This is a genomic window from Chitinilyticum piscinae (assembly GCF_015223195.1).
GTDB classification, from domain to species: domain Bacteria; phylum Pseudomonadota; class Gammaproteobacteria; order Burkholderiales; family Chitinibacteraceae; genus Chitinilyticum; species Chitinilyticum piscinae.
In genome coordinates, this window is sequence record NZ_JADFUA010000004.1 from 118,908 (window position 1) to 138,237 (window position 19,330).

A 19,330-nucleotide genomic window follows, 5' to 3' on the forward strand; every position below is an offset into this window, starting at 1 on the left:
TGGGTGGATTATAACCTGCAGCCAAAGGGGTGGGGCTTGCAAAATACCGACGTGGCCATTCCGGTCTGGGGCGTATTCCGCAGGCTGGGAGCCTTGCGCCTGCCGGCGGTGCGCCGGGTGCTGTTCAAGCAGATTTATTTCACTGCCAATGAGGCGTATCTGCTGATCGCGCTGATCGGCTTCGCGCTGGGGGCGATTGTGGTCACCCTGCTGCATGTCCAGTATGGACAGAGCCGCGATACGGCGTTGCGCCTGCTTGGCTCGCTGACCTTTGCCGAGCTGGCGCCGCTGCTGGCGGCGCTGGTGATGATCGCGCGCTCCTCGTCGGCAGTGGCGAGCGAGCTGGCCAACATGCGCATGCATGGCGAATTTCGTGCACTGCGCCTGATGAATATCGATATTGCAACGTATCTGCTGCTGCCCCGCCTGCTCGGGATGGCGTTAGCCTGCATGTTGCTCTCGGCCTGCATGGCGCTGTCGGCACTCACTGCCGGCCTGCTGGTGGCGGCGGGCAGTCATGTCAGCTATCAACTGGTGACGCTGGAACGGGTGTTGTCCTGGCAGCCCGTGCTGCTGCTGCCGGCCAAGTCGTTCAGCTTCGGTCTGGTCGCGGCGTTCCTGGCGTGCCGCAGTGGTCTGTCGGTGGCGGCCTTGCCGACGGAGGTGCCCCGGGCGACGTCGATGGCAGTCATGCACGGCATGGGTAGTCTCTTCATTCTGGATTTGCTGTGGGCTTTGTTGCGATGAACGGACGCTATTGGTTGCAACTGCCGCCACAGGAGAGTATTGAGCACGGTGTTGCCGCTCTGATGGCCAGCCTCCAGGAGTTCGCTGGTGGTCGTGTAGCCGCCGTGGAAGGACATGCGGTGTTGATCAGCAATCTGCGGGTCTGGGAAAACCTGGCATTGCCGGCGTGGTACCATTTTTCGGAATCGCCCGATGCCTTCGAGTCACACGTGGGCGGCATGCTGGAGGCGCTGGATTGGGATGAGGCCCGCCAGCAGCAGTTCACAGGCAGTCTGCCGCAGGCGCTTTCCGCAGCGGACCGGCGGGTAGCCCAACTGCTGCGGGGTCTGCTACTGCAACCGGCTGCGCTGGTGGCCGATGCCGAGTGGTGGCGCCTCTTAGGGCATGGCGGTGATCTGGCGGCGCTCTACATGAGGCATGCGCAGAATATACCCTTGCTCGTGGTGTCGCATGGCGCACCTGCGGAGGGGTTTGCGGAGCTGGAGACCGGGCTTGACGCCGCCGAACTATGGAACAGGATCAAACAGGGGGTGGTGACGAATGCTGATGCGTGATCGTGATCCGCGTTTTCGTCTGCTGGGATGGCGGGTGGGTCTGACTGGCGTGGTGCTGCTGGGGATGCTGGTGCTGCTGGCAGGCTTTCTCGGTGAGCGCAGCGGCCTCTTTGAAGACAAGACCCGGGTGCATCTGGTTGCCGAAAACGGCACCGGGCTGCTGCCGGGGCTGCAGGTGCGCCTTTCCGGCTTTCGTATCGGCGTCATCGATGACGTTCAGCTCAATAGCGAAGCCAAGGTGGATGTGACGCTGCTGATTGAAACACGCTACATGAAATGGGTGCGCGCCGATGCGCTGGCGATCCTGCAGCAGGACGGGCTGGTCGGTGATCATTTCATCGAAATTGCCGGAGGGACAAACAAGGCGCCGCAGCTGGCTGAAAACGGCGAGCTGACATTTGTGCCGGCAATGGGCCTGTCCGATATCGCCCAGGACCTGCGCAACCGCACCTTGCCCCTGCTGGACGAATTCCAGCAGACCATGACCTATGTGAACGACCCCAAGGGCGATGTCCGCAAAACCATGGCCAATCTGCAGCAGATGACGTCTGAGCTGCAGCAGACCCGGCAGCAGCTGGATGCCTTGCTGGCCAATCTCAACAGACTGAGCGAAGGTGAGGTGCGCCAGACGCTGGTGGGGGCGCGTGATTTGCTGCAGCGCGCAGACCGCATGGCCAGCGGCGTTGAGGAGCGTTTGCCCGGGATCATGACGGATGCCGCTTCGGGAGTGGGTAGCCTGCGAGCTGCGGCCGACGATGCGAGCGCCACCATGAAGGTGTTGCGCCAGACAGGCGAGACCGTGGCGCCGCGGGTGCCAGGCATGTTGCGCAATACCGACGAGCTGATCCGCGATGCCGGTATCACTGTGCGTGGCGTACAGCAGATCTGGCCCTTGAGCACGATTCTTGCGCCGACTCCGCTGCCGGCATTTGTTCCGGAGAGCCGGCCATGATGCGTAGCTTGTTGATGGTTTTATCGCTCGCAGCACTGTCTGCCTGCGCCAGCCCTCCGGCAACCAGTCCTCCGCCGCTGGTTCAGCAGCAGCAGCGCTCGCTGTCGGCGGCACTGGCCGCCGAGCAGGCAGGCCGCTGGCAGACTGCGATCGAGGAGTGGCAGTATTACCAGCAGGCATCGCAATTGCTGGATGACTGGTCAGCCCAGGCCAGAGCAAGACTTTCCCTGACCACGCTGCTGCTCCGGGGGCAGGAGTATGCTTCTGCGTACCAGCAGATACAAGGAGTGCGTGGCGATACCCTGATTACTGAAGAGTTGCGAGCTCAGGCTGCGCTGCTTGAGGCGCGCGTAGCGCTGGCGGCGGGGCTGCCGGATGGCGAGACAGCCTGGCTGCAGGCTACGCAATTTTGTCAGCAGCGCTGTGCATGGCGTGCAGCCGCGGCCAATGTCCGCGCCCGCCAGTTGCTGCAGTCCGGTGACCATGCAGGAGCCTTGGCGCTGATTGCACCGGTGCTCGCTGATGCGGAATCTCCGGCGGCAGAGCGCTCGCATGCCCTGCGCATGCGTGCCGAAGTCCTGTTGCGCCAGACGGATGTCGCCGGGGCGGCGATTGCAATTGCCGAAGCCATTCGGATGGATCGCCAGTTGGGCGAGCCACTCTGGCTCATTGATGATTACCGGCTGCAAGCCGAAATTGCCGGCGCACAGGGGGATGCCGTGCTGGAGCGGGAAAGCAGGCGCCGACTGGATAGCCTCTGCCGTGCCTATCCGGCAAAAACCTGCGCCGGTGCTTGAGTTTTCTGTGCTGCTGCGCTTATAATCCCGCGTTTTCTGCGCCGAATGGTTCGGTGCGGGTCAATCTCCCTTCCGCATCGTCACGGGTGCGCGGGCCGCAACAGGCGGCGGCGTTCCTGCGGAAGGTAGTCCTAACCTTGTGACAAATCTGGAGATTTTAAATGTCTGTTAGCATGCGCGATATGCTGGAAGCCGGCGTACACTTCGGCCACCAAACCCGTTACTGGAACCCGAAGATGGGTCAATTCATCTTCGGCGCACGCAACAAGATTCACATCATCAACCTGGAAAAGACCCTGCCGATGTTCAACGACGCACTGACTTTCGTGCGCCGTCTGTCCGCCAACAAGGGTAACATCCTGTTTGTTGGTACCAAGCGCGCAGCTCGCGAAATTGTCGCTGAAGAAGCAGCACGCGCAGGCGCTCCGTTCGTTGACCACCGCTGGCTCGGCGGCATGCTGACCAACTACAAGACCGTAAAGCAGTCCATCAAGCGTCTGAACGACCTGAAGGCAGTGCTGGCCGATGAAAACAACGGCTACGGCAAGAAGGAACTGCTGGACATCACTCGCGAAGTTGAAAAGCTCGAGCGTTCCCTGGGTGGTATCAAGGATATGGGCGGCCTGCCGGACGCGCTGTTCGTGATCGATACTGGCTACCAGAAGGGTGCCATCGTCGAAGCCAAGAAGCTGGGCATCCCGGTTATCGGTGTTGTTGATACCAACAACAGCCCGGAAGGCATCGACTACATCATCCCGGGTAACGATGACTCTTCCCGTGCTATCCGCCTGTACGCCCGCGGTATCGCTGATGCGATCCTGGAAGGCCGTAACCAGTCGGTGCAGGAAATTGTTGCAGCTTCCGCTGAAGCCGCGGCGGAGTAATCGGCTTGACCGGCTGATCGAAAAAGGGGCGCAAGCCCCTTTTTCTTGATCGCCAAACCCCTAACGAATCATCAAAGAACTGGAGTTTGAAAATGGCACAAATTACCGCAGCAATGGTTGCTGAACTGCGCGAAATGACCGGCCTGGGCATGATGGAGTGCAAGAAGGCACTGGTTGAATGTGAAGGCGATGTAAAGAAAGCTGAAGAACTGCTGCGCGTGAAGTCCGGCAACAAGGCCTCCAAGATGGCCGGTCGTACCGCCGCCGAAGGCGTGGTTACTGCTTACATCAGCGACGACAAGAAGCTGGGCGCCATCATCGAAGTAAATTGCGAAACCGACTTCGTCGGCAAGGACGAGACCTTCGTGGCTTTCGCCAAGGCTGCGGCCAAGGCTGTTGCTGATCACAACCCGGCAGACATCGAAGCACTGGCCGCTTGCGTTACCGATTCCGGTGAAACCGTTGAAGATGTGCGCAAGGCTGCGATTGCCAAGCTGGGCGAAAACATGACCCTGCGTCGTTTTGAGCGCTACACCACTGAAGGTCAGCTGGCCGCTTACCTGCACGGTGCCAAGCTGGGCGTGCTGGTTGACATCACTGGCGGTGACGAGCAACTGGGCAAGGATCTGGCCATGCACATTGCTGCGAGCAAGCCGAAGGCTCTGGATGCATCCGGTGTTGATGCGGAATTGATCGAAACCGAGCGTCGCGTTGCCATCGAGCGCGCCAAGGAAGCCGGCAAGTCTGGTGAGATGCTGGACAAGATTGCCGAAGGCACGGTCAACAAGTTCCTGAAGGAAGTGACCCTGCTGAGCCAGGTGTTCGTGAAGGCCGAAGACGGCAAGCAGACCATCGAGCAACTGATCAAGTCCAAGTCCGCCTCGGTCAATCGCTTTGCGCTGATCGTTGTTGGCGAAGGCATCGAGAAGAAAGTTGTGGATTACGCGGCTGAAGTTGCTGCAGCTGCCAAGCTCTGATTTTTGAGCTATCAAGAAGTAAACAACGCCGCGCGGGTTCGCGCGGCGTTTGTACGACCGCACTTCGCTGCTAAGGCTACCCACCAATTGACAAGGATAAACACATGAGCCAAGCCCCCAAATACAAACGCATCCTCCTGAAGCTCTCTGGCGAGGCGCTGATGGGTGATGACAGTTATGGCATCAACCGTGCGACGATCGAACGTATCGTGCAGGAAGTGAAGTCCGTCGTTGATCTGGGTGTGCAAGTGGCTGTGGTGATCGGCGGTGGCAATATTTTCCGTGGCGTGGCTCCGGCCGCAGCCGGGATGGATCGTGCAACGGCCGACTACATGGGCATGCTGGCGACCGTGATGAATGCACTGGCGCTGCAGGATGCCATGCGCCACGCCGGCATCGTATCGCGCGTACAATCCGCGCTGACCATCCAGCAGGTGGCCGAGCCGTACATCCGCGGCAAGGCGATCCAGTATCTGGAAGAAAGCAAGGTAGTCATTTTTGGTGCCGGTACCGGCAATCCGTTCTTTACCACGGATACGGCCGCTGCATTGCGTGGAATGGAAGTGGGGGCGGACATCGTTCTCAAGGCCACCAAGGTTGATGGTGTCTACACGGATGATCCGAAAAAGAATCCGGATGCCGTGCGCTATCACACCCTGACCTTTGACGAGGCGATTGGCCGCAATCTGAAGGTGATGGACGCCACCGCGTTTGCGCTGTGCCGTGACCAGAAGATGAACCTGTGCGTCTTCAGCATCTTCAAGCAGGGCGCGCTCAAGCGCGTCGTACTTGGGGAAGACGAGGGTACGCTGGTACACTGCTGATTTTGTCACGCCCGAATACTCGCAGGCGGACTTGGTCCGCCTGTTTTTGTTGTAGCGAGGAATAAGAAATGATTGCAGACATCAAACAGACGACCGAATCCAAAATGCAGAAGTCCGTTGAGACACTGCGCAACAATCTGGGCAAGGTCCGTACAGGCCGTGCCCACCCCGGCTTTCTGGACCAGGTTCAGGTTGATTACTACGGCAGCATGGTTCCGCTGAGCCAGGTTGCCAATGTGACTGCATCGGATGCACGGACCCTTTCCGTACAGCCCTGGGAGAAGCCAATGGTCGCCAAGATCGAGAAGGCGATTCGCGATTCCGATCTGGGGCTGAATCCGGCTGCTAATGGCGATGTGATCCGTGTCCCGATGCCCATGCTGACCGAAGAGCGTCGCAAGGATCTGGTGAAAGTGGTTCGCGCTGAAGCCGAAGAGGCTCGCGTTGCCGTGCGCAATGTACGACGTGATGGCAATGACCAGCTCAAGCGCCTGCTCAAGGACAAGGATATCTCCGAGGATGACGAGCGTCGCGCCCAGGACGACATCCAGAAGCTGACCGACAAATACATCGCGGAAGTCGACAAGCAGCTGGCCGAAAAAGAAAAGGAACTGATGGCAGTCTGAGGCTGCGAACGGTATGGCGCTGTTTTCCAGTAGTACCCAGGAAATTCCAGCTGACGCAAGAAAGGTTCCGGCGCACATTGCCATCATCATGGATGGCAATGGACGCTGGGCCAAGAAGCGCTTGATGCCTCGCGTCTACGGGCACAAGAAGGGCGTGGAAACACTCCGTGAAGTAATCCGAACTTGTGATGAGCTGGGAGTCCGTTTCGTGACGGTATTCGCTTTTTCCAGCGAAAACTGGCGCCGCCCTCCGGATGAAGTGACCTTCCTGATGGGACTGTTCCTGCAGGCGCTGCAGCACGAAGTTGGAAAGATGCAGCGCAACAATATCCGGCTGAAGATCATTGGCAATCGCACTCATTTTGCCCCCGAGCTGGTGCGATTGATCGAAGAAGCCGAAGTTAGTACCGCAGGCAACACCGGACTGACCCTGACAGTTGCTGCTGATTATGGTGGTCGCTGGGATGTGCTGAACGCCATGCAGCAATTGCTCGCCAGCGGCGATTTTGATGCAGAATCCATCACGGAGCAGGATCTTGCGCCGCATCTGGCTATGGCCTATGCGCCAGAGCCCGATCTGTTCATCCGCACGGGTGGCGAACAGCGCATCAGCAATTTTCTGATCTGGCAGCTTGCCTATACCGAGCTGTATTTTACCGACCTGGCCTGGCCTGACTTTGATCGCTCCGCGCTGCTTGATGCCCTTGACTGGTATCAGGGCAGGGAGCGGCGGTTTGGCAGAATCAGCGAGCAACTCCCCCCCGGGCAGGAAAGGTCTGCCGACTGATGCTTAAAACCCGAATTCTTACTGTACTGGTTTTGCTGCCGGTGTTTTTTGGCGCGTTGTTCTGGCTGCCTTCTGCGCCCTGGCAGTTGCTGTGTGCATTGCTGGCGGGGCTGGCCGCTTGGGAGTGGGCTCGCCTTGCAGGCTTTACCGGCATTGTGCGCGCGGCCTATCCCGGACTGACCGCACTGATTGCCGCATTGTTGATCCGCTTTCAGCCCGGCATGGCCATGATGGCAGCGATGCTGATTGCAGCTTCGCTATTCTGGCTGTTGCTGGCTCCAGTATGGCTGCGTTTCAAATGGCAGTTGCGTAATGCTGGACTGATGAATGTCCTGCTGGGTTGGTCGCTTCTTCTGCCGGCGACGCTGGTGCTGGCCCTTTTTAGGGATAACCCTTGGCAGATGCTAGCTGTGCTTGCCATTGCGTGGGTGGCAGATTCAGCGGCCTATTTTTCCGGCAAAGCCTTCGGCAGGCATAAATTGGCGCCCAGCATCAGTCCTGGCAAGAGCTGGGAGGGCGTCCTGGGGGCCGCAGTAGCCGTGATTTCCTATGTGCTCTTGCTACCCGGAAAGCCTCTGCTATTCCCGGTGAGTGAGCATTTTGTTACTCCAGTCGCGCAAATCCTTCTTTGGATCGTTGTGGCAGTGTTGCTGCTTGCTGTCAGTGTCATCGGCGACCTGCTCGAGTCCTTGTACAAGCGCCAGGCAGGAATGAAAGACAGCAGCAATTTGCTTCCCGGCCACGGGGGGGTGCTTGACCGGATCGACAGTCTGCTGGCCATGCTTCCGGTTGCTTTTGCAATCCTGGTTCTATCCTTCCTTCTTTCGCTTCCTTCCTGATGAGTGCAAACAAGAAAATGAGCGCAACACGTCGCCTGACCATTCTAGGGGCAACTGGCAGCATAGGCGGCAGTACACTGGATCTTGTTCGTCAGCACCCCGAGAGCTATCAGGTTGTTGCCCTGACGGGCTCAACGCAATTGGACAAGCTTGCTGCCGCCTGTACTGAATTCTCTCCGCGTTTTGCAGTTGTGCTTGATGAGCATGCCGCTGAAACGCTGCGGCAACTCCTGCGTCGCTCAGGCTGCGAGACAGAAGTCTTGTGCGGTACGCAGGCGCTGGAGCAGGTAGCGACTCTGGCGGATGTCGATACCGTGATGGCGGCAATTGTCGGGGCGGCGGGCATGCCTGCCACACTGGCCGCTGCACGTGCCGGAAAACGGGTATTGCTTGCCAACAAGGAGACGCTGGTTCTTGCGGGGCAATTGTTCATGGATGCGGTTCGGGAAGGCGGTGCCGAGTTGCTGCCGATCGATAGCGAACACAATGCCATCTATCAGGTGTTGCCAAGCAATTTCCGTGAAAACCCCTATGCATCCTCACTCGAAGAAGCCGGCATCAACCGCCTGCTGCTAACTGCCTCCGGCGGGCCATTCCGTACGCGATTGTTGAGTGAACTGGCTGCGGTGACTCCACAAGAGGCCATCCGCCATCCGAATTGGTCGATGGGGCAAAAAATTTCGGTTGATTCGGCGAGCATGATGAACAAGGGGCTCGAGGTTATCGAGGCGCACTGGCTGTTCAATGCACCGGCATCCCGGATCAAGGTTGTGGTTCATCCGCAGAGTGTGATTCATTCGATGGTCGAATACGTCGATGGCTCTGTTCTTGCGCAGCTGGGCTGCCCTGACATGCGTATTCCGATTGCTTACGGAATGGCCTATCCCCATCGCATTGCGACCGGAGTCAGCAGACTCAATCTATTCGAAGTCGGCCGGCTCGATTTCGAAGAGCCCGACCTGCAGCGTTTCCCCTGTCTGGCGCTGGCTTATGCGGCGCTGGCAGCGGGTGGTGCCGCCACGGCTGTGCTGAATGCTGCCAACGAAGTGGCCGTTGCGGCATTCCTGCAAGGCCGTGTCCGCTTCACTGATATCCCGCGCCTGATTGAAGCGACCCTGTCCGAACACGGCGGCTTGCCCGCAGATTCGCTTGCCGAGTTGCTAGAGGCAGACAAGCTTGCGCGTCAATCTGCCGCGGTTGCGATGGTTGCTCTGGCATGCTGACCATCGCAGCCTTTGTATTGATGATTGCCATACTGGTGACGATTCACGAGTACGGTCACTACTGGGTCGCCCGACGCTGCGGGGTGACCGTACTGAAGTTCTCGATCGGATTTGGCAAGCCACTCATGACCTGGCGCCGAGGCGAAACCACTTGGCAGATTGCGATGATCCCGCTGGGCGGTTTTGTCCAGATGCAAGGCGAGGGCGAGCACGCTGATGCAGCCGGCAAGCTCGCCTCGGGTTCGTTTTCCGGCAAGCACCCATTGCAGAAAATTGCCGTTGTGATTGCCGGTCCGGTTGCCAATCTTCTGCTGGCATGGCTGCTGTTTGCCGCGCTATTCATGGTGGGGGTGCCAGCGCACCGGCCGGTCATTGGCGAAGTGCAGCCAGGCAGTGTTGCCGCTGCGGCGGGCATCCAGCAGGGTGATCGTTTACTGGCGATTGCCGGCGAGCCCGTTGAGAGCTGGGAAGATGCCCAACCGAAGCTGCTTGCGCATGCCAATGAGCCCGCACTTCCCGTGCTGGTGCAGACAAGTCAGGGCGCACGCCATGTGGTTGTTCTTGGCATGAGTGCGCTTGGCGAGAAAGCTTACGAGGCCAATGTATTGCAAACGCTGGGCATTTCGCTTCATGCCTGGAAAGGGCTGGTTGGTGATGTAACAGCCGGTGGTGCGGCCCAGCGCGCCGGGATTCGGCCTGGTGATCGAATCCTCGCCGTGAATGGTGATGGGCTGACTGGCTGGAGCGCGTTTCATGGGTATATCCGTTCAGCAGCTGGCAAAACGATTGTTTTGCGCGTGCAAAGGCAGGGCGAGTTGCTGAATCTACCCGTTCTGCCTGAGTTAGTTACTGATACATCAGGGGGGTATGGGCGCATAGGGCTATCAGCTCGCTATGACCCACTGGATACCCAGTCTATTCGGTTTGATGATCGCAGTGATTTTGGCGAGTCGCTGATCAGAGCGGGGCGCCATACCTGGGAAATGACAAAGCTCAGCATCAAGATGATCGGGCAACTGATTACTGGTGAAGCCTCACTCAAACAGGTGAGCGGGCCGGTCGGTGTTGCAGAATATGCAGGGCAGAGTGCTTCGGTCGGTCTACTGGCCTATCTGCAATTCATTGCTTTCATCAGTCTGAGTCTGGGCATTCTGAACCTGCTTCCCATCCCTGTGCTGGATGGCGGACATTTGCTGTATCATACCGCCGAGTTGTTACGCGGACGGCCTTTGCCGGACTGGTGCATGGAATGGGGGCAGCGGCTTGGTATCGCTCTGCTGCTCGGCCTGATGGCCCTTGCCTTTTATAACGACATTAATCGCCTGATTAGTGGCTAGCCACAACCAAGAATCGAATCTCACACATGAAATTCAAGCCGATGTTTGTGCTGCTGATGGCAGCTCTGGGTACGCCTGCAGCTTATGCCTTCGATGCCTTTACCGTTTCCGATATCAAGGTTGAGGGGCTGCAACGTACCGATCCGGGTACCGTCTTCAACTATCTGCCCGTACGCGTTGGGGAAACCTTCGATGAAGGCAAGGCCAAGGACTCGATCAAGGCTCTGTTTGGTACCGGGTTCTTCAATGATGTGCGTATTGAAACGGACAAAGACACGATCATCATCACGGTAGAAGAGCGCCCGACCGTGGCCCAGATCAACGTCAATGGTGCCAAATTGCTGGAAAAGGATCAGATCAAGACCGCACTGAAAGGCCAGAATCTGGCTGAAGGTCGTATCTTCCAGCGCGACACCCTTGATGCTGCGGTTAACGAACTGAAGCAACAGTATTATGCCCGGGGGCGCTATTCGGTAATCATTACCCCGACAGTAACCAAGCTGGATCGCAATCGGGTCGGGATCGAGCTGGATATTTCCGAGGGGGATGTTGCCCGCATCAAACAGATCAATATCGTTGGCAACAAGGCTTTTTCCGAGGGAGATCTGCTTGATGAAATGTCGCAGACCACCTCGGGCTGGATGACGTGGTATTCCCGCTCGGATCAGTATTCCAAGCAGAAGATGGCTGCCGATCTGGAAAAACTGAAATCGTTCTACATGGATCGCGGATATCTGGATTTCGCAATTGTCTCGACGCAGGTGGCGCTGAGCGATGACAAGACCGAGATGTTTCTCACCGTTAATATCAAGGAAGGCGAACGCTATCAGGTTTCCGGCGTAAAGCTGGCAGGTGATTATCTCTTGCCAGAAAGTGAAATGCTGCCGCTGGTCGCGGTCAAATCCGGCGAGATCTTCTCTCGCACCAAAGTAAGCCAGACCGTCAGCCAACTCAGCCAGAAGCTGGGAGAAAATGGCTATGCCTTTGCCAATATCAATCCGGTCCCCGAAGTAGATAAAGAGAAACACACTGTCGCATTCACCTTTTTCGTCGATCCAGGTAAAAAAACTTACGTCAGAAGTATCAACGTTTCCGGCAATACCCTGACTAAAGACGAAGTGATCCGTCGTGAACTGCGCCAGATTGAGTCGGCGCAGTATGATCTTGCCAAGATCAAGCGCTCCAAGGAGAGACTGCAACAGCTTGATTATTTTTCCGAAGTAAATCTGGATACCGCTGCAGTTCCTGATGCGGTCGATCAGGTTGACCTGAATGTCCGGGTTGCCGAGAAAAAAACCGGTAACTTCAATATTGGTGCCGGTTATGGCCAGGATGAAGGTTTCATCATCATGGCCAGCCTGTCCCAGGCCAACTTTCTAGGAAGCGGCAAGAAAGTAACCATTGAGGCCAATACCAGCCAGACCAATCAGGTTTATTCCTTCAATGTGAATAATCCCTATTTCACCCCGGATGGTGTTTCGTTCGGTTGGGGTGTCTTCTCGAAAAAATCTGACCCAAGTGCCAATGATCTGGAACAAGGGGACTATCAGACCAATTCGCTGGGCGGCGGTTTGTCGTTCGGCTTCCCGGTAAGTGATTACAATAATCTCCAGTTCCGTCTGGATTATGAAGATCTTACGCTGATTACCAACAGCAAAACGCCAAAGTACATCCAGGATTTTGTCGGGCGCTGGGGTGAGGATAGCCAGGAATACACGGCAAGCCTGACATTCGCCTCTGATACGCGCGATTCAGCGACCTATGCCACCAAAGGCAACCTTTTCAAGGCTTCGCTCATGGCGGCAATCCCGGGCTCAGAGATCGAGTACTACAAAGCCTCGTTGCAGAACCGTTTCTTTGCATCGCCAGTGGATGATCTCACCTTCATGTGGAATTTCGAAATCGGCTATGGCGATGGCTACGGAAATGGTGAATTGCCGTTCTACAAGAATTTCTTTGCTGGTGGTGTGAGCTCGGTGCGAGGTTACAAATCCGGTAGTCTAGGTCCTCGCGACGAGAACAACGACAGCATGGGTGGCAACCGCCGCTTTGTGAACAACTTCGAAATCCTGACCCCGGTTCCTGGCATCAAGGATGACAAGTCAATGCGCCTGAGCGCCTTCATTGATGCAGGTGCGATTTATGGTGCTGGGGAAAAACTGGATACAGAGGCAATCCGTTACTCTGCCGGTGTCGGCTTCACGTGGATGTCGCCCATCGGCCCGATCAAGCTGATCTATGCCCAGCCGCTGAATGACAAGGAAAATGACAAGGTTGAGAACTTCCAGTTCCAGCTTGGTCAGGTTTTCTAAGGTATTGTGATGATTCGTTCTGTTTTCGCACTAATTCTGTTCACTGGGCTGGCTGGATATGCCGCAGCGGACACAAAGATCGGTTTTGTAGATACCGAACGCGTTCTTCGTGAGGCAGTCCCCGCAGTCCGTGCAGCAAAAAAGCTGGAAAAGGAATTTGAAGCACGCCGCAACGAGCTCCAACGCGTTTCTGCACAAGGCAAGGCGCTGCAGAATGCCATCGATAAAGGGGGCATATCGGAAGCCGAACGCCGCAATAAAGAACGTGACCTGATCAAGCTCAATCAGGATTTTCAGCGCATGCAACGCGAATATAATGAGGATCTGAATGCTCGTCGTAATGAGGAGCTTGCTGGTCTGCAGGAGCGCGCCAATGCGGTCATCCGCCAGATTGCCGAAGCCGAGCGCTACGATGTGATTTTGCAGGATGCTGTGTATCGCAATCCGAAGCTGGATATTACCGATAAAATCATTCGGCAACTCGCGGATAAATGATGCAGGCACAATCTGTTATGGCCAGCGATCTGGTCTCACGATTGGGTGGGGTTCTGAATGGTTCCGATATTTCGGTGCATCGCTGCGCGTCATTAGCCAATGCAGAGCATGACTGCATCAGCTTTGCAGTCGGGCAGAAATACCGAAAAGCAGCGCTTGAGTCAGGTGCGGGAGCGCTGATTGTTCGCGAGCGCGACATCAGCCTGGCCGAAGGCAAAACCGCCATTGTGGTGGCAGATGATCCGCTGGTCTATTTTGCGCGTGTACTGGGTATTTTGCATCCGGCACCACCAGCTGCAGCAGGTATTCACCCTGCAGCATCGGTTTCACCCGAAGCTAGGCTTCATCCTTCAGTCTCGATTGCCGCCAATGTGGTAATCGAGCCGGGTGTGGTTGTTGATGCCGGCTGTGCTATCGGGGCCGGTTCATACATTGGGCGCAATGCACACATATCGGCTGGTTGCGTGATCCATCAGCGGGTAACGGTTTGCTCTGATAGCCGAATTGGCGAGCGCTGCGTGCTGCATCCTGGAGCGGTAATTGGGTCGGACGGTTTTGGGAATGCCTGGGCCGGAGATCACTGGGAAAAAATCCCGCAAATCGGCCGCGTGATCATCGGCAATGACGTTGAAATTGGTGCCAATACCACGATAGACCGTGGCGCGCTTGATGACACTGTGATCGCTGATAATGTGCGGATCGACAATCTGGTTCAGATTGCGCATAACGTGTCGATCGGCAGGCACACGGCCATTGCCGGTTGTGTCGGCATTGCCGGTTCTACCCACATTGGTGCGGGTTGCCTGATCGGTGGTGGATGTGGCATCAGTGGGCATTTGCAGATTACTGATCGCGTTACCCTGCTGGGCGGAACTGTGGTACTAACAGACATCCTCTCTTCAGGCGTCTATGGCAGTGGACTGCCGGCCATCGAACAATCCACGTGGCGCCGCAATACCGTACATTGGCGGAACCTGGACGAGATGGCCAAGCGTGTCAGATCTTTGGAAAAAACAAGTAATACTATGAGAGAAGCAGGGAGTAACAAGAAATGACCCCCATGGATATTCGCAACATCATGGCACATTTGCCGCATCGCTATCCGTTTCTGCTGGTTGATCGCGTGATTGACCTGGAACCGGGAAAATCGGTACGTGCCATCAAGAATGTCACCATGAATGAGCCATTTTTCCAGGGGCATTTCCCGGGTTATCCGGTGATGCCGGGTGTACTGATCCTCGAAGCACTGGCTCAAGCTGCGGGTGTACTGACGTTCAAAAGCATCCAACCCGCTCCGTCTCCGAACACAATCCTGTTTTACGCCGGCATTGATAATGCGCGATTCAAGCGTCAGGTAGTCCCTGGTGACCAGTTGGTGCTGGAGGCGGAAATTGTTGCTTCAAAGCGCGGGATCTGGAAATACACGGCCAGGGCGCTGGTCGATGGTGAAATTGCCGCAGAAGCTGATCTGATGTGTGCTCAGCGTGATGTTGATCTCGCCTGATCTGACGGTATTTTTTAGTTTCTTTACTGGTTGGACTGCATGAGCAATATTCATCCCAGCGCCATCATCAGCCCCGGCGCAGAACTTGCCGGAGACGTACGGGTTGGTCCCTACGCCATCATCGGCGAGCATGTCACGATTGGTGCGGGCTCGGTGATCGGAGCGCACGCTATTGTCGACGGGCATACGGATCTTGGCACGGGGAATGTAATCCACGCTCATGCATCGATCGGCTGCGCCCCGCAAGATAAGAAATATCGCAACGAACCCACGCGCCTGGTGATTGGCAACAACAACACCATTTTCCAGAGTGTCACCATCGCCGTTGGTACCGTTCAGGATGAAGGGATCACCAGTCTTGGTGACGATAACTGGCTGATGGCTTACGCGCATATTGGTCATGATTGCCGGATTGGCAACAGCACCATTTTTGCCAATAGCGCGACTCTTGGTGGCCATGTCGTAGTGCAGGATCATGCCATTCTGGGCGGGTTAAGTGCCGTTCACCAGTTCTGTGTGATCGGGGCTCATGCAATGGCCGGTGGGGGTTCGATCATTGTTCAGGATCTGCCGCCATTCACCATTTGCGAAGGCAATCGTGCCGTTGCCCGTGGCATCAATAGCGAGGGCTTGAAGCGGCGGGGGTTTACCGCGGAACAGATTCTCGCGGTCAAGCGCGCGTATAAGCTACTGTATCGCTCCGGGTCGTCCTACGAGGTGGCTGTTGCCCAGATCCGCGAAAGCGCCGCCGAAGAACCTGCCTTGCAAGCCTTCGTGGAGTTCTTTGACCGTTCCCGTCGGGGTATCCTTCGCTAGACATGGTTGATACAGGTTTCAAAGCCGGTAGGGGGCCGCGTATAGCAATTGTTGCGGGTGAAGCCTCTGGTGATTTGCTTGGTGCTGCGCTGATCGAATCCTTGCGCAAGCATTATCCGGATGCCCAGTTTATTGGTGTCGCCGGCCCGAAAATGCAGTCCGCAGGTGCGCGTACCCTGGCCCCCATGGCAACCCTGGCCGTCGGAGGGATTGTCGAGGTGGTAAAGCATCTGCCGGCGTTACTGCGCCTGCGCCGCCAACTGATTGCTTTCTGCCGTCGCGAGAAACCGGATCTCTTCATTGGTATTGATGCGCCTGACTTCAACCTGGGACTGGCCCGCACGCTGAAACAAAGCGGCATCAAGACAGTCCATTATGTCAGTCCTTCGGTATGGGCGTGGCGGCCCGAGCGGATCAAGAAAATCCGTGCAGCGGTTAATCACATGCTGCTGATCTTGCCATTCGAACCCCCGATCTATGCCGCAGCCGGTATTCCTGCGACTTATGTGGGCCACCCTTTGGCCGATCAGTTGCCGCTGCAACCTGATGTTCTGGCGCAGCGCGAAGAGCTGCAACTGTCGCCAGCGAGCAAAGTCGTGGCGATTCTGCCGGGCAGTCGCATGCGCGAGCTGGAGGCGCTGGCCGATCTCATGGTCGCTACTGCCCAAAAGCTTGCAGAACAGTTGCCTGAGCTGATCTTTCTGGTTCCGCTGATTTCCCGCGAAACCCGCGCACGTTTCGAGCAGGCGATCTGGACTGCAGGTGCGCAGCAGCTGAACTGGCGCCTGATGTTTGGCCACTCACATGAAGCCATGACTGCTGCGGATGTGGTACTGCAGGCCTCGGGCACCGCAGTGCTGGAAGCAATGCTGCTCAAGCGGCCGACCGTTGTGACGTATCGGGTGGCTCCCACAACCTATCGCATGGTGCGCAAGAAGTTCCTGCTTCCCTACGTAAGCCTGCCCAACATTATTTCTGGACGGTTTCTGGTCCCCGAGTTTCTGCAGGAAAATGCCACGGCCGAAAATCTCAGCCAAGCCGTGCTGAATTACCTGCAGAACAAAACGCTCGTTGCCGATTTGCAGGCCTGCTTTACTGCCGAGCATCTGCGCCTGCAATGCTCGGCAGCGGATCGTGCCGCTGATGCCGTGCGCAAGGTACTGCAGGGGGCGGCATGAGCGGTTTCCGGCTGATTTGCGGTGTCGATGAAGCTGGCCGAGGCCCGCTGGTAGGCTCGGTGTTTGCCGCTGCTGTGATTCTTCCGGCCCGCTATGAATTGCCCGGGCTGAATGACTCCAAGAAGCTGACCGAAAAAAAGCGTGATGCACTGTTTCCGCTGATCAAGCAGCAAGCTCTGGCTTGGGCGATCGCAGAGGCATCAGCCCAAGAAATCGATACCCTCAATATCCTCCAGGCCACCATGCTTGCCATGCGCCGCGCTGTTGCGCAATTGCAGCTTTCCGCTGATGAAATCATCATTGATGGCAACCGAATCCCCACAGGCCTGACTATTCCTGCTCGTGCACTCGTTCAGGGCGACGCGCTGGAGCCGGCGATTTCGGCCGCTTCGGTACTGGCCAAGGTTGCCCGCGATGCGTCCATGCATTCACTGCATCAGCAATATCCCGAGTATGGCTTTTCCGGGCACAAAGGTTACCCGACCCGCGAGCACCTTCAAGCACTGGAAAGGTTTGGCCCCTTGCCTGAGCACCGGCAGAGCTTTGGCCCTGTGCGGCAATTATGTGCACAGGGATCACTCTGGTAGCAGCCTGCGGTTGTCGCCTAGCCGCTTAGCCACTAATATCCGAAAGGGCCTAGGGCGTTTCGCTTGCCCTGATAACTTATCTCACAAGGAATCCTGGACACATGTTTGTCATCGTTGGCTACATTTTCATGTGTGTCTGCATTCTGGGTGCTTACGCTTGGCACGGCGGTCACCTTGGCGTGCTCTGGCAACCCAGTGAAATCGTAATTATTTTTGGCGGCGCGCTGGGGGGCATGATTGCCGGCTACGGTGGCAAACCGCTGAAAGCAACATTGAAAGCATTTCCCAGCATTTTCAAGGGCAGTCCATATGGCAAGGCGTTCTATATGGATCTCTTTGCCTGCTTGTATGAGTTACTATCAAAAGTACGCAAGGAAGGCCTCATGTCGATCGAGGGCGACGTCGAAGACCCGCATTCGAGCCCGATATTCGGCAAATACCCCAAAATCTCCCATGATCATCATGTAGTGGAATTCATCACGGATTATCTGCGTTTGATGGTGGGTGGCAATCTGAATGCCTTCGAAATCGAGAATCTGATGGATGTCGAACTCGAAACGCACCATCACGAGGCCGAAGTGCCCGCTACTGCGATCACCAAATTGGCAGATGGCCTGCCGGCCTTCGGTATCGTTGCGGCTGTAATGGGTGTTGTTCACACCATGGGCTCGCTGCATTTGCCGCCAAGCGAACTTGGCAAGCTGATTGGCGCCGCGCTTGTGGGCACGTTCATGGGGATCTGGCTGGCTTATGGTTTTGTCGGCCCACTGGGTACCGTGCTGGAAAACAAGGCCAAGGAGTCGACACAAGTTTTCCAGACCATCAAGGTTACGCTACTGGCCAGCCTGAATGGATATGCTCCCCAGGTCGCTGTTGAGTTTGGCCGCAAGGCGCTTGATTCAACCGAACGACCCAGCTTCCAGGAACTCGAAGAGTTCGTCAAAAATGCCAAAGGCAAATAACTGAGTTCAGCCAGCCAGCGAGCCGCTAATGAGTGATGATTCGCAACGTCCCATAGTCGTTAAAAAAATCAAGAAGGGTGGTCACGGCCACCATGGCGGCGCTTGGAAAATCGCCTATGCGGACTTTGTGACCGCGATGATGGCGTTTTTCTTGTTGATGTGGCTGCTGGGGTCGGTATCCAAAGGGAACCTGAAAGGGATTGCCGATTATTTCCAGAACCCGCTGAAAGTGGCCAGTAGTGGCGGTGAAGGTGCAGGTGACGCAACGTCAGTCATCAAAGGTGGCGGCCAGGATCTGACCAAGCAGACTGGCCAGGTAAAAAAGGGCGATCCACCCACCGAAGATTCAGCCGCGAAGGATCGCAAGCGCCTCTCGGATCTGAAGAAAAAATTCGAGGCGCTGATGGATGACAAGAGCCAGACCAGCACCAAGCTCAAGCAATTCAAGAGCCAGCTGAAGCTGGACATGGTGGCCGAAGGTTTGCGCATCCAGATTGTGGATGAGCAGAATCGCCCGATGTTCAAATCTGGCAGCTCCGAGCTGGAGCCGTATGCCCGAGAAATCCTGCATGAAATTGCCTCGTTGTTGCAGGAAGTACCAAATGCGTTGTCGTTGTCCGGCCATACCGATGCGGCACAATTTGCAGGGGGCTCTGCAGGTTTCTCCAACTGGGAGCTATCTTCCGAGCGTGCCAATGCCTCTCGACGCGAGTTGATTGCGGGTGGCATGGCGGACAGCAAGGTGCTGCGTGTCAATGGTTTTGGCGACAAGGTACCCCTGAATACCGAGAATATCTATGACCCGGTAAACCGGCGAATCAGTATCGTCGTCCTGAACACCGAAGCAGAGCGCGATATCAAAGAACAGGCTGGCCGAACGACTGATCAGAGCGCAGCAGCTTCCGAACCGGCTAGCGCAAATTAGCATG

Annotated in this window: 21 protein-coding genes; all 21 read left to right on the forward strand. The window is 56.6% G+C overall.

Going from position 1 to position 19,330, the window contains the following annotated elements; translation table 11 throughout:
* The first annotated feature begins 36 nt into the window (after positions 1-36).
* Positions 37-747, forward strand: coding sequence for an ABC transporter permease (locus INR99_RS08500; protein WP_194115914.1), 711 nt, complete (start codon positions 37-39; stop codon positions 745-747).
* Entirely contained in the window at positions 744-1,301 is a 558-nt protein-coding gene (locus INR99_RS08505) for a hypothetical protein (protein ID WP_194115915.1), read from the forward strand. The genes INR99_RS08500 and INR99_RS08505 overlap by 4 nt, the downstream gene beginning before the upstream one ends.
* Entirely contained in the window at positions 1,288-2,253 is a 966-nt protein-coding gene (locus INR99_RS08510) for an MlaD family protein (protein WP_194115916.1), read from the forward strand. Before INR99_RS08505 ends, INR99_RS08510 begins: the two co-directional genes overlap by 14 nt.
* Positions 2,250-3,050: a hypothetical protein gene (locus INR99_RS08515; protein WP_194115917.1), complete on the forward strand. Its 801-nt coding sequence runs from the start codon at positions 2,250-2,252 to the stop codon at positions 3,048-3,050. Before INR99_RS08510 ends, INR99_RS08515 begins: the two co-directional genes overlap by 4 nt.
* Positions 3,051-3,211: 161 nt before the next feature.
* Positions 3,212-3,934, forward strand: coding sequence for a 30S ribosomal protein S2 (gene rpsB / locus INR99_RS08520; RefSeq protein WP_194115918.1), 723 nt, complete (start codon positions 3,212-3,214; stop codon positions 3,932-3,934).
* Between the two features lie 92 nt (positions 3,935-4,026).
* The gene (gene tsf, locus INR99_RS08525; protein WP_194115919.1) at positions 4,027-4,911 is read left to right on the forward strand and encodes a translation elongation factor Ts; all 885 of its coding nucleotides are present in this window, start codon (positions 4,027-4,029) and stop codon (positions 4,909-4,911) included.
* Positions 4,912-5,015: 104 nt separating this feature from the next.
* Positions 5,016-5,735 (forward strand): UMP kinase, encoded by a 720-nt coding sequence (gene pyrH / locus INR99_RS08530; RefSeq protein WP_194115920.1) that lies wholly within the window; start codon positions 5,016-5,018, stop codon positions 5,733-5,735.
* Positions 5,736-5,803: 68 nt separating this feature from the next.
* Positions 5,804-6,361 (forward strand): ribosome recycling factor, encoded by a 558-nt coding sequence (frr, locus tag INR99_RS08535; protein ID WP_194115921.1) that lies wholly within the window; start codon positions 5,804-5,806, stop codon positions 6,359-6,361.
* Between the two features lie 13 nt (positions 6,362-6,374).
* Entirely contained in the window at positions 6,375-7,148 is a 774-nt protein-coding gene (gene uppS / locus INR99_RS08540) for an undecaprenyl pyrophosphate synthase (RefSeq protein WP_194115922.1), read from the forward strand.
* The gene (locus tag INR99_RS08545; protein ID WP_194115923.1) at positions 7,148-7,987 is read left to right on the forward strand and encodes a phosphatidate cytidylyltransferase; all 840 of its coding nucleotides are present in this window, start codon (positions 7,148-7,150) and stop codon (positions 7,985-7,987) included. The genes uppS and INR99_RS08545 overlap by 1 nt, the downstream gene beginning before the upstream one ends.
* Before the next feature lie 17 nt (positions 7,988-8,004).
* Positions 8,005-9,210, forward strand: coding sequence for a 1-deoxy-D-xylulose-5-phosphate reductoisomerase (gene ispC / locus INR99_RS08550; RefSeq protein WP_194115924.1), 1,206 nt, complete (start codon positions 8,005-8,007; stop codon positions 9,208-9,210).
* Positions 9,204-10,547, forward strand: coding sequence for an RIP metalloprotease RseP (gene rseP, locus INR99_RS08555; RefSeq protein ID WP_194115925.1), 1,344 nt, complete (start codon positions 9,204-9,206; stop codon positions 10,545-10,547). The genes ispC and rseP overlap by 7 nt, the downstream gene beginning before the upstream one ends.
* 26 nt (positions 10,548-10,573) lie before the next feature.
* Positions 10,574-12,859, forward strand: a complete 2,286-nt coding sequence (gene bamA, locus INR99_RS08560) for an outer membrane protein assembly factor BamA (RefSeq protein WP_194115926.1) — start codon at positions 10,574-10,576, stop codon at positions 12,857-12,859.
* 9 nt (positions 12,860-12,868) lie between these two features.
* Entirely contained in the window at positions 12,869-13,354 is a 486-nt protein-coding gene (locus INR99_RS08565) for an OmpH/Skp family outer membrane protein (protein ID WP_194115927.1), read from the forward strand.
* A gap of 17 nt (positions 13,355-13,371) precedes the next feature.
* Positions 13,372-14,409 carry a UDP-3-O-(3-hydroxymyristoyl)glucosamine N-acyltransferase gene (gene lpxD, locus INR99_RS08570; protein ID WP_228098174.1) on the forward strand — a complete coding sequence of 346 codons (1,038 nt, stop codon included), beginning with the start codon at positions 13,372-13,374 and terminating at the stop codon, positions 14,407-14,409.
* Positions 14,406-14,858 carry a 3-hydroxyacyl-ACP dehydratase FabZ gene (fabZ, locus tag INR99_RS08575; RefSeq protein WP_228098175.1) on the forward strand — a complete coding sequence of 151 codons (453 nt, stop codon included), beginning with the start codon at positions 14,406-14,408 and terminating at the stop codon, positions 14,856-14,858. Before lpxD ends, fabZ begins: the two co-directional genes overlap by 4 nt.
* A 39-nt stretch (positions 14,859-14,897) precedes the next feature.
* Entirely contained in the window at positions 14,898-15,674 is a 777-nt protein-coding gene (lpxA, locus tag INR99_RS08580; protein ID WP_194115929.1) for an acyl-ACP--UDP-N-acetylglucosamine O-acyltransferase, read from the forward strand.
* A 2-nt stretch (positions 15,675-15,676) separates the two neighbouring features.
* Positions 15,677-16,852, forward strand: coding sequence for a lipid-A-disaccharide synthase (lpxB, locus tag INR99_RS08585; RefSeq protein WP_194115930.1), 1,176 nt, complete (start codon positions 15,677-15,679; stop codon positions 16,850-16,852).
* Entirely contained in the window at positions 16,849-17,439 is a 591-nt protein-coding gene (gene rnhB / locus INR99_RS08590; protein ID WP_194115931.1) for a ribonuclease HII, read from the forward strand. The genes lpxB and rnhB overlap by 4 nt, the downstream gene beginning before the upstream one ends.
* Positions 17,440-17,540: 101 nt before the next feature.
* On the forward strand, positions 17,541-18,401 hold the full coding sequence (motA, locus tag INR99_RS08595; protein ID WP_194115932.1) for a flagellar motor stator protein MotA: 861 nt from the start codon (positions 17,541-17,543) through the stop codon (positions 18,399-18,401).
* Positions 18,402-18,429: 28 nt separating this feature from the next.
* Complete coding sequence (gene motB, locus INR99_RS08600) at positions 18,430-19,326, forward strand: flagellar motor protein MotB (RefSeq protein ID WP_194115933.1); 897 nt, start codon at positions 18,430-18,432, stop codon at positions 19,324-19,326.
* Positions 19,327-19,330 lie beyond the last annotated feature (4 nt).